The sequence below is a fragment of the Streptomyces sp. NPDC047081 genome, from assembly GCF_040643775.1.
In the GTDB taxonomy this organism is placed as follows: Bacteria; Actinomycetota; Actinomycetes; order Streptomycetales; family Streptomycetaceae; genus Streptomyces.
Window position 1 is genome coordinate 1 of record NZ_JBEYUY010000065.1, and the last position, 10,901, is coordinate 10,901.

10 protein-coding genes are annotated in these 10,901 nt (G+C 71.2%); all 10 read right to left on the minus strand.

Features of this window, described 5'->3' with window-relative positions; translation table 11 throughout:
• Positions 1 to 363 (minus strand): carboxyl transferase domain-containing protein (locus ABZ848_RS49225; protein WP_360843607.1); only part of this gene is annotated, 363 nt, incomplete at its 3' end.
• A gap of 7 nt (positions 364 to 370) precedes the next feature.
• Entirely contained in the window at positions 371 to 1,795 is a 1,425-nt protein-coding gene (locus ABZ848_RS49230) for an MFS transporter (protein ID WP_360843609.1), read from the minus strand.
• Between the two features lie 34 nt (positions 1,796 to 1,829).
• The gene (locus tag ABZ848_RS49235; RefSeq protein WP_360843611.1) at positions 1,830 to 4,229 is read right to left on the minus strand and encodes an SDR family oxidoreductase; all 2,400 of its coding nucleotides are present in this window, start codon (positions 4,227 to 4,229) and stop codon (positions 1,830 to 1,832) included.
• Positions 4,230 to 4,231: 2 nt separating this feature from the next.
• Entirely contained in the window at positions 4,232 to 5,167 is a 936-nt protein-coding gene (locus ABZ848_RS49240; RefSeq protein ID WP_360843613.1) for an aromatase/cyclase, read from the minus strand.
• A gap of 22 nt (positions 5,168 to 5,189) precedes the next feature.
• Entirely contained in the window at positions 5,190 to 5,990 is an 801-nt protein-coding gene (fabG, locus tag ABZ848_RS49245; protein WP_360843616.1) for a 3-oxoacyl-ACP reductase FabG, read from the minus strand.
• Positions 5,991 to 6,054: 64 nt separating this feature from the next.
• A complete protein-coding gene (locus ABZ848_RS49250; RefSeq protein WP_360843618.1) occupies positions 6,055 to 6,324 on the minus strand; it encodes an acyl carrier protein in 270 nt (89 codons plus the stop codon).
• A 24-nt stretch (positions 6,325 to 6,348) separates the two neighbouring features.
• The gene (locus ABZ848_RS49255; protein WP_360843620.1) at positions 6,349 to 7,569 is read right to left on the minus strand and encodes a ketosynthase chain-length factor; all 1,221 of its coding nucleotides are present in this window, start codon (positions 7,567 to 7,569) and stop codon (positions 6,349 to 6,351) included.
• Positions 7,566 to 8,837 (minus strand): beta-ketoacyl-[acyl-carrier-protein] synthase family protein, encoded by a 1,272-nt coding sequence (locus ABZ848_RS49260; protein WP_360843622.1) that lies wholly within the window; start codon positions 8,835 to 8,837, stop codon positions 7,566 to 7,568. The genes ABZ848_RS49255 and ABZ848_RS49260 overlap by 4 nt, the downstream gene beginning before the upstream one ends.
• A complete protein-coding gene (locus ABZ848_RS49265) occupies positions 8,834 to 9,163 on the minus strand; it encodes a TcmI family type II polyketide cyclase (protein ID WP_360843625.1) in 330 nt (109 codons plus the stop codon). The genes ABZ848_RS49260 and ABZ848_RS49265 overlap by 4 nt, the downstream gene beginning before the upstream one ends.
• Positions 9,164 to 9,229: 66 nt before the next feature.
• Positions 9,230 to 10,699, minus strand: a complete 1,470-nt coding sequence (locus ABZ848_RS49270; protein WP_360843628.1) for an FAD-dependent monooxygenase — start codon at positions 10,697 to 10,699, stop codon at positions 9,230 to 9,232.
• Between the last annotated feature and the right edge of the window lie 202 nt (positions 10,700 to 10,901).

Consider the following 10,901-nt stretch of genomic DNA (forward strand, 5'->3'; position numbering starts at 1 on the left):
CGTGGCGTGGGCCTCGCCCAGCGCGCCGCCGAAGATGCGGAAGTCATGGGCGTAGACGAAGACCGTGCGGCCCTCGACCGTGCCCCAGCCGGTGACGACACCGTCGGTGAACGGCTTCTTGGCCTCCAGGCCGAAGCCCGTGGCCCGGTGCCGGCGCAGCTGCTCGACCTCCTGGAAGGAACCCGCGTCGAGGAGGAGTGCGATGCGCTCGCGGGCGGTCAGCTTGCCCTTGGCGTGCTGAGCCTCGGTCGCCTTCTCGCTCGGGCCGGCCAGCGCCTCGTCCTTGATGAGACGGAGTTCCTCCAGACGCCCGTACAGCGCCCATTCGGTGCCCCTGGTGGGGGTCGTGTCGGTGGCGGGCATGGCTGCCTCACTCTCCTGTTAAAGGGTTCTCGGCCCGGGCGGGGCGGGTCCTCAGACCGTCGAGTCCGGCCGCCAGCCCGGCGAGAGCGACAGCGGTGACGAACCAGAGCGCCGGGCGGTCGTCGGACCGGCCGACGGCCAGCGCGGCCGCAACTGCCGGTACCACGACGGCCGACACCTGGACAGCGCTCTGGTAGAGGCCGACCGCGGCCGATCGGTCGACGGCGGCCAGCCGGGACGTTGCCTGGGTGTTGAGAGCCACGAACGACAGCACGAAGGCCGCGCCGAGCAACAGCATGGTCGGCAGTACGTCGGTGACGTAGCTCTGCGGAACGGGGTGCCGCAGGCAGAGCGCGCCTGCGGCCGCCGCCGCTGCCGCGCCCAGGGCGATCGGCCGGGCGGTGCCGTAGCGGGCGATCAGCTTGCGGGAGGGCAGTGCCGTGAGGGCCAGGGGCGCGGCAGCGGGCAGGAATCCCAGAGCGGTGCGCCACGGGGACCAGCCGAGACCGTCCTGCAGCCACGCCGTCATGAGCAGCAGCAGTCCCAGGTTCACGCCATTGAGCGCGGCGGCCCCGGTCATCGAGCGGACCAGCGTGCGATTGCGCAGCAGCCGCCACCGGATCAGCGGCCGGGGCGCCGTCCGCTCGGCGGCCACCAGGACTGCCCCGAGCACCACGGCGAGCCCGAGCGGACCGGCCGTACGCAGATCGAGCCAGCCGTGTCCCGGCACCGAGACGATCCCCTGCACCAGGCACAGCAGGACACCGGTCAGCGCCAGCGCCCCCGTGACGTCGAGATGGCGCTTGGCGCCCGGATCCGAGGCGTCACCGGGGACCAGTCGCAGCGCGAAGGCGAACAGGACCAGGACGACCGGGGCCGGGAACACAAAGGTCCAGCGCCAGCCGACCGTGGTCAGCAGCCCCGACAGCAGCAGCCCAGCCGTGAAACCGAAGCCGCCGAAGAGGGCGTAGACCGACACCGCTCGGTCCCGTTCCGGCCCGGCAGGGAAGGCGGCGGCGATGATCGCCAGGCCGGTGGGAGCGGTCAGGGCGGCGAAGCAGCCCTTCAGCACCCGGGCCGCCACCAGCACGGCCGGCTCGTCGGTCACCCCGCCGACCAGGGACGCCACGGCGAAGCCGAGCAGTGCCCACAGATACACCCGGCGTCGACCCAGCAACTCCACGAGTCGGCCGCCGAAGAGGGTGAGCCCGCCGAAACCGACGGCGAAGCCGGTGATCAGCCACTGCGCCCCGGTCAGCGAGAGGCCGAGGTCCCGTCCCGCCGCGGGCACGGCCACGACCATGGCCGACACCTCCAGGGCGTCGATGAGCATGTTCCCGGCCAGGACGGACAGCAGCCCCCATTGCCGGTGGTCCCACCGCCCCGGAACCGGAGCGCCGAGGGGATCCTGGGTGTGCGTCGCGGGCTTCATCCGTACTCCTTCCGTACGGTTGCGGGGCAGCGCGTCAACCGAGCAGGGTGCCTCCGGTGGCGTCGAGGAACGCGCCGGTGACCCAGCGGGCGTCCTCGCCGGCCAGGAACACCACCACGTCGGCGACGTCCTGCGGCTCGCCCACCCGCCCGAACGCCGACAGCTGGGCCATCTGCTCGACGGCCTCCGGGATGCCGAAGACGGGATTGCTGTTGCGGGTGATGCCGGGTGCGACGCTGTTGACGGTGATGCCACGCGGCGCGAGGTACTTCGCGAAGTGCAGCGCGAGTTGCTCGACGGCGCCCTTCGTCATCGCGTAGGCGATCTCCTCCGGGTTGGCGAAACGCGTCAGCCCCGACGAGATGTTGATGACGCGTCCGCCGTCGGTGAGGTTCTGCAGCGCCCGCTGGACGGTGAAGAACGGCGCTTTGGCGTTGACGGCGAAGAGCCGGTCGAACTGCTCGGGTGTCGTCTCCTCGGCGCGGACCCCGCCGCCCATGACCCCGGCGTTGTTGACCAGGATGTCCAGCTCGACGGAGCCGGTGCGCTCCTTGAGGCCCTGCTCCAGGCCGAGGAACAGCTCGTGGACGTCGCCGGGCACTCCCAGCTCCGCCTGGACGGCGAAGGCCCGGCCTCCGTCCTTCTCGATCTCGGCGACGACGTCGTCCGCCGCCTGGCCGCCGCCGGAGCTGTGCACCGCGACGAGGGCGCCCTCCCTGGCCAGCCGTACGGCGATGGCACGCCCGATCCCTCGGCTCGAGCCGGTCACCAGGGCGGTCTTGCCCGCGAACCTGTCCATTTCTGTGTCTCTCCCTTGCGAGGTCGTGGATGACGGGGTGGCAGAAGTCGGTGAGTGGGCCATCGCCGGGAACGGCGCCGGGACCCGGGTGGAACGAGCTCGTCGGGCGACGTCGTGGGCGAGGTCCAGCGAGACCGGATCACCGAACCAGCGCCGCAAGGCCGCTTCCAGCGCGGCCTCGTCCATTGCGTCTGCTGCGTGCGTCTCGCCCGGCCTGCCGGTCCTCGCCGCAGCGCCGCAGTCGTCCGCCCACATGACATAGCCGTCCGGCCGGACCAGTACGGTCGCCTCCGTATCCGGTGCTTCCGCCGCAGTGGTGTCGGTGACCATGTCCACCCGGTCGGTCCAGGGACCCAGGACCCGCCGCAGCGCGGCCGCCCGGTAGGGCGAGCCGGTGCGGAGCCGCAGCAGGCCCCGGGCCCCGTGACCGCGCCGCCCGTGAGCGAGGCGGAGCCCGAGGAGAGGATGGTTCCCGTCAGGGGTGTCCACGCGGCCGGTTTCGTAGCGGATGTCGAGACCGGAGATCATCGCGGCCAGGTGCCGGCGGACCGGTTCGTGGCGCACGAGTTCGGCGACGACCGCGCGAGCCGCCTCCACCTCGGGGCCGCCGAGCAGCAGCAGGGCCTGCGCCCGGATGTTGCCCAGGACCCGGGCACCCACGGCATGCCGTTCGGCGTGATAGCTGTCGAGCAGCCCCTGCGGGGCCCGCCCGGCCACCTGGAGGGCCAGTTTCCAGCCGAGGTTGGCGGCGTCCTGGAGGCCGAGGTTGAGTGCCTGGCCGCCGATGGGCATCTGCTGGTGGGCGGCATCGCCGGCGAACAGCACTCGGCCCTGTCGGTAGCGGGCGACCTGGCGGGCCGCGTCTCCGAAGGAGTTCACCCACAGGGGGGTCCCGTGCCCGATGTCCTCCCCGGTGACGCGTTGCCAGAGGTCGCGGATCTCCCCGAAGCCGGGCGCCCCGGCGCGCGGTCCGGCGGCGCTGCCGAACTCGTGCACCATCACCCGGGTCACGCCCTGCGGACCGCGGGCCGAGATGGCAAGCCCCCGGGGCAGCCGCTCGAAGCGCCGGGCCGGTACGTCGATGCCGGCCACGTCGGCACGGATCAGCTCCCGGCGTGCATCCTCGCCGGGGAACGCCGCCCCGGTGAGACGGCGAACGGTGCTGTGCTCGCCGTCGCATCCGACGACGTACCGGCCGCGGACGCGGACCATGCCGCCCGGCCCGGACACCTCGGCCTCCACATGGTCCGGGCGGACGGTCAGCCCGATGACCTCGTGGCCGGGCCGCAGGTCGGCGCCGAGGGATCGTGCCCAGTCCCGCAGGATCCCCTCGGTGCGGGTCTGCGGCACCTTCCACTGGCCGGGATACGGCCCCGGCAGCGTCAGGTCGAGCGGGATGCCGCCGAAGTGTCCCCGCACGTCGTTGGGCAGGGTGCCGAATCGGTCCAGCAGCCCTCTGCTGTCGAGGATCTCCATCGTGCGCGCGTGCAGGGTGGAGGCCCGCGACTCCGTGCCCGGCTGCGCCAGGCGCTCCAACACCACCACCCCGGCCCCGCCGAGCCGCAGCTCCCCGGCGAGCAACAAGCCGACCGGGCCCGCTCCGACGATGATGACATCGCTGTCCAGGGTGGTCACGGTCAGCGCTTGCTCTCGGCGTAGTCCTTGGCATGGCCGAGGGTGGCCCGGCTGTTGGTGCTCAGCGCGCCCCGCACATACGCGCGGGCGTCCGCGACTGTCGCCTCGGGACCCAGGATCCTTGCGATGTTCGCGGTGTTGAGCACGACCGTGTGCTGGGAGGTGGCGGTGGTGCCGCCCTCCTGATCGTTGAAGGTCCAGTAGCCGGTGTGCAGGGTCATCAGTGCGGGCAGGGTGACCTGCTTGTACGCGATCTTCTGGTGCGGGAAGGCCACCCGGTAGGACTTGGTGGTGTGCACCGAGCCGTCCTGCGCGCGGGTGTCCATCTCCAGGGTCTGCAGGCCGGGGGTCTCCTCGGTGAAGCGCACAGAGGCCACGTGCGGCAGCCGCTCCACCCACAGCCCGGCCTCGTTGACGAAGTCGAAGGCGTCCTTGGCGGCTCCCTCGATCCGCACGCTGTCCTCGAACGAGAAGGTCAGATCCGCGGTGGCGTGGGCCACCTCGACGTTGGTCTTCAGCGCGGCGAGTTCCGAGCGGGAGTTGCGGTCGACGGCCTCGTCGATCCACCGCAGGCCCGCGGGGTCGTCGTCGACCGCCCGGTAGTCGTGCAGCAGGCGCACCCGGCAGTCGCCGGAGGTGAGCGGTTCGATGATCCAGGTACCGCCCATCGCGGCCACCGGAGGCGCAGAGACCTCCTGGCGGAAGCGGATGCGCAGGCCCGAGGGGTCGAGGGTGCGGCGGGACGTCCAGTTCTTGACGGCGTCGCCCGCGGTGGCCCAGATCCGGATGCGCTCCTCGGCGCCGGTCCGCTCGACCACGTCGACGTGGATGGTGGGCGGGAAGATCCGCGGCCAGTTCTCCACCTCGGCGATGAGGCGGTAGACGTCGGCGGCGGGCGCGGTCACGGTGATCTCGTGCTCGACCTGACGTATCGTCATGATTCCTTCTCCTGGGGAGGGTTCAGAAGTTGCCGAGTCCGCCGCAGACGTTGAGGGCCTGGGCCGTGATCGAAGCGGCGGTGTCGGACGCCAGGTAGCCGACGAGACCGGCCACTTCGTCGGGGGTCGAGTACCGGCCGAGCGGGATCTTGGCGGTGAAGCGCTCCATGATCGTGTCCTCGGTCGTGTCGTACGCCGCCGCGTAGCCCTGCCGCACCCGCTGGGCCATGGGCGTTTCGACATAGCCGGGGCAGACGGCGTTGACCGTGATGCCCGTGGGCGCCAGCTCGTTGCCGAGCGCCTTGGTGAAGCCGACCACTCCGTGCTTGGAGGCCGAGTAGGGGGCGCCGAGCACAACGCCCTGCTTGCCGGCCGTGGAGGCGATGTTGATGATCCGGCCCCGGCTCTTGCCGCGCATGCCGCCCGTGTTCAGCACGGCACGGGTCATCCGGAAGACGCTGTTGAGATTGGTGTCGATAACGTCGGCCCACAGCTCGTCGGCGATGTCGGCGGTGACCCCGCCGCCGCTGCGGCCCGCGTTGTTCACGAGCACGTCGACGGTGCCGTAGCGCTGCACCGCTGCGCGCACGAACTCCTCGACGTCCTCCGGGGAACGGACGTCAAGGGTCGTACCGTCGACTTCCAGACCGTCCTCCCGCGCCTTCTTGACGGTGGAGGCCACGTTCTCGGCGTTGCGGGCTCCGATGAAGACCCGGTGCCCCTGGCCGGCCAGCAGTCGCGCGACGGCGAGACCGATTCCGCTGGTGGCGCCCGTGACGACGGCGACCTTCTGGTTCTGGGTGTGCTGTGTGTCCTGTGACATGGCTGCTCCCGGGAGCGGTGGGCGAGTTGAGCAAGGCGGGTCCGGAGGAGCGAGGCGGCCGGGCTCAGGCCGCGGCGCTGTCCGCCAGGTGCTGGTTCACGGCGTCGAGCAGGGCGCGCGGGGTCGTGGCGTCGGACAGGATGGTGTCGGAGAGGGTGATGCCGTACTCGCGCTCGATACGGCTGCTCGTCTCCAGCAGCGCCAGGGACTCGTAGCCCAGCTGCTCGAACTCCGTGTCGAGGATGTCGCTGTCGAGATCCACGCTCTCGGCGGCGCCCGCGCCTTCCAGGAGGATCCGCTTGAGGTCGTCGATCGTGAACGGCTGAGTGGTCACCGTTCGCTCCTTTCATGGGTTGGTTCAGTTGTCGTGGGAACTCCGCAGCAGCACGGCGGAGTTGAAGCCGCCATGGCCGCGGGCGAGCACCAGCGCGGTACGCACGCGGGCAGCCCGGGCAGCGCCCGTGACCAGATCCAGGCCGAGGGCCGGATCGGGGTCGACGTTGGTGGTGGGTGGGATCAGGCCGGCCTCCATCGCCAGGAGGGCGGTGGCCAGGTCGAGCGGGGCGGCCCCGGAGTACAGGCGGCCGGTCATCGTCTTCGGCGCCGTGACCGGCACTCCGCCCGGCCCGAAGACCGCGTTGATCGCCTCGGCCTCGGCGCGGTCCAGTTCCGGCACCGCCGCAGCGTCGGCGAACACCACGTCGACGTCGCCGGGGGCGGCGTTCGCCTCCACGAGAGCAAGCTCGATCGCCTTGCGCAGACCGGGCTCGCGCCGGCTGCCGGGCTTCGGGTCGAACGTGGCGCCGTACCCGGCGACCTCGCCGTACACCCGGGCCCCGCGCTCGCGCGCGTCCTCGGCCCCCTCCATGATCAGGATCGCGCCGCCCTCACCGGCCACATGGCCCGCGGCCCGGGCGTCGAACGGCAGATAGGCATGGTCGGGATCGTCCGTGGTGCTGAGGCGCCCGCCGGCCAGCTGAGCAACCCAGCCCCAGGGGCAGACAGAGGCGTCGATGCTGCCGGAGACGATCATTCGGGTGCCCTTGCGGATCTGGCGGCGCGCGTGCGCGACCGCGTCGAGGCCGCCCGCCTGGTCGCTCACGAGCACACCGCTGGGTCCCTTCATCCCGTGCCGGATGGAGATCTGACCGCTGTTGACGGCGTAGAACCAGGCGAAGGACTGGTAGGCGCTGACGTACTGGCTGCCCTTGCCCCAGAGCTTCTGCAGCTCGTTCTGGCCGAACTCGAAGCCTCCCGAGGAACTCGCGGTCACGACGCCCATGTCGAAGGCCTCGGTGTCCTCGGGCTTGATCCCGGCGTCCGCCAGCGCCCAGTCGGCGGCGACCAGGGCGAGCCGGGTCATCCGGTCCGTCTGCGGCAGCAGCCGACTCGGCAGATGGTCCTCCGCCACGAAGCCCGGTACCTCGCCGGCCAGCCGTGCCGGATACGGCGAGGCGTCGAAGCGGGTGACAGGACCGATGGCGCCCCGCCCGGCTCGGGTGGCGGCCCAGAAGGCATCCTTGCCCAGGCCGTTGGGGGAGGCGATGCCCAGTCCGGTGACCACGACCGACGCCGTCATCGTCCGTTCCCCTCGGCCCGAGTCAGCACCATGGCGCTCTGGAAACCGCCGAACCCGCTGCCCACGGTGAGGACCGTGTCCGTGCGGTGCTCGCGCGCCGTGAGCGGCACGTAGTCCAGGTCGCACTCGGGGTCGGGCGTGTGCAGATTGGCCGTCGGAGGAACGACGTTGTGCTCCATGGCGAGGGCGCAGGCGGCGATCTCGATCGAGCCGATCGCGCCCAACGAGTGACCCACCATGGACTTGATGGAGCTCACGGGCGTGCGGTACGCGTGGTCGCCGAGGCTCTTCTTGAACGCGGCCGTCTCGTGCCGGTCGTTCTGCTTGGTGCCGGAGCCGTGCGCGTTGATGTAGTCGACGCGCTCGCCGTCGATCCGGGCCTCGTCGAGGGCCACCCGGATCGCCTCCGCCATCTCCGCCCCGTCGGGACGCAGTCCGGTCATGTGGAAGGCGTTGCAGCGGGAGGCGTATCCGGCGATCTCGGCGTAGACATGTGCCCCACGCCGCCGGGCGCTGCCCAGCTCCTCCAAGACGAACACCGCGGAACCCTCGCCCAGCACGAACCCGTTGCGGGTGCCGTCGAAGGGCCGCGAGGCACGCTCCGGTTCCTCGTCGCGCGGGGTCGTCGCCTTGATCGCGTCGAAACACGCCATCGTGATAGGCGAGATCGGCGCGTCCGAGGAACCGGCGATCATGACGTCCGCCGATCCCTCACGCAGCAGCTCGACGGCGTGCCCGACGGAGTCCAGGCCCGATGTGCAGCCGGTCGACACCACCGTGCTCGGTCCCTCCGCGCCCGCGCACCAGGCGACCTCGGCCGCGAAGGAGCTGGGGACGAAGTAGTTGTACAGATGGGGTACGGCGTACTCGTGGTCCACCAGGTCGAGTCGGCCCCGGTCGCTGACCACGCAGTACTCCTCGTCGAGGCCCATGGTCGCGCCGACCGCGCTGCCGATCGTGACCCCGATCCGGTACGGGTCGACCGCATCCAGGTCGAGCCCGCTGTCCGCGACCGCCTCCCGGGTGGCGACGACCGCGAGCTGGGCGGCCCGGTCCATCCGCCGGATCTCCTGCGGGCTCAGCCCGCTCGCCGCGGCGTCGAAGTCGATCTCCGCGGCGACCCGGGACCGGAACGGTGACGGGTCGAAGAAGGTGATGCCCCGGGTGGCGGTCCGGCCCTCGCTGAGCAGGCGCCAGAAGTCCTTCACCCCGATACCCCCCGGAGCGACCACCCCGATGCCGGTGATGACCACCCTGCGCCCGGTCACGCGGAACCTTCCCAGTGGTAGAAGCGGGTCGCCATCGCGTCGGCGGGCGAGCGCCAGGTAGCCGGGTCGTAGGCCTCGATGAAGGGCTTGAGGTCCTCGCTGATCCGCACGAACCGGGGATCCGCCTTGGCCTCCTCGATCAGCCGGCCGCCGTTGTCCTCGTCGAAGTCCTGGAGGTGGAAGTACAGGCCGCGGTACGAGAACAGCTGACGACGCCGCGTACCCATCAGGTGCGGCATCTCCGTCTCGTCGAAGGCGCCGAACAGCTTGGCGACCTCGGGTCCGCCGCCCGGCTCCATCCGGGCGACGATCAAGGTGCTGTGCATGGTGTCTCTTCTCTCTTCCGTGAGTTTCGGGGGTACTTGCGAGAGGGGGAGAAGGAAGCGGTCGGCCTAGCGGGCGGGTCCGAACCACCGCTCCAGGGCCATGGGAAGGTCGCTGTGGCTTCCGGGCGCGGCCCAGGCCGCATAGCCGTCGGGACGGATGAGCACGGCCGCCGTGCCGTTCAGGGATCCGTCGTCCGGCAGGGCCCTCGGCGTCGCGGTCACCACGTCCACGCGGTCCGCCCAGCCGGCAGCCCGGCGGCGCAGTTCGGCATTGTCCACCAGGTCGAGCAACACCCCGCGACCGCCATGCAGGGCCTCGGTGCTGCTGCCGGGACCGGCAGTGCCCACCAGTTCCAGATGCGGCATCCGGCGGCCGAGCAGCGGGTGGACGCCCGCGGCGATGTCGTACCGGATCTCCAGACCGCTGACCATGGCGGCCAGATGACGACTGACCGGCTCGTACCTGATGAGCTCGGTGAACACGTCCCGCAGCGGCTGGACTTCGGCTCCGCTGAGGAACAGCAGCCCCTGGGCCTGCGTGTTCATCAGCAGCCGCCGGCCGACCGGATGGCGCTCGTCGTGATAGGTGTCCAGCAACTCCTCGCCCATCCGCCCCCGGACCACGGCGGCCAGCTTCCAGCCGAGGTTGACCGCGTCCTGGATGCTGGTGTTCATCCCCTGGCCGCCGGCCGGGAGATGGATGTGCGCGGAGTCGCCGGCCAGCAGAATGCGGCCCTGCCGGTAGCGGGTCGCCTGGCGGGTGGCGTCTCCGAAGGAGCTGACCCACACCGGCTCGCCGTGCGAGATGTCGTCCCCGGTCAGCCTCTTCCAGGCGGCGGCCACCTCGTCGTACGACGGCGGGACCTCGCGTCGCTGGGGCGGCGTCCCGCGCTCGCAGACGATCAGCCGGGTGATGCCGCCGGGCAGCGGGCCTACCATCACCATGCCGCCGGGCAGGGTCTCGCCGATCATCCGCGGGGCCAGGTCGAGCCCCTTCACGTCGGCGAGGAACATCTCCATGGTCGCGGCGGTGCCGGGAAAGTCGAAGCCTGCGGCCTTGCGCACCAGGCTCCGCCCGCCGTCGCATCCCACGAGGTAGGGCGCGGTCAACCGGTGCACGCCGTCGGGGCCGCGTACCTCCGCCTCGACGTGGTCTCCGGCGTCCTTGACGGAGAGCAGTTCGTGGCTGCGCCGGATGTCGCCACCGAGTTGGGTGACCCACTCCTCCAGCACGGTCTCGGTCTGGGACTGGGGAATGGTCTTGGCGGCCTGGCGGGCTCCGTCCAGTACGGCGAAGTCGACCGGCAGACCGCCGAAGTGGCCCTGGTCGCTGACCTCGATCTCACCGAACCGGGACAGCAGCCCGCGCTGGTCGAACACCTCCATCGTGCGCGCGGTGAAGCCCAGCCCCCGGGACTCGCCGGAGCGCCGCGCGAGTTTCTCCAGGACGACGACGTCGATCCCGGCCAGCCGCAGCTCGCCGGCGAGCATCATTCCGGCCGGTCCGGCACCGACGACGATCACCTGGGCGTCCATTGCCTGGGTGTCCATGCAGCCTCCTTGAATTGTTCTGCACCTGACAAATTGGCTCTGTCGTACGGCGCCCGGCGTTCCGGTTCCCCGGACGGCAGCGGTGGAGTTCGTGCGGGTGTCAGTCCTTGATCTCGCAGATCGCGGCGCCGGAGCTGACGGATCCGCCGATCTCCGCGGACAGGCCCTTGATGGTGCCGGACTTGTG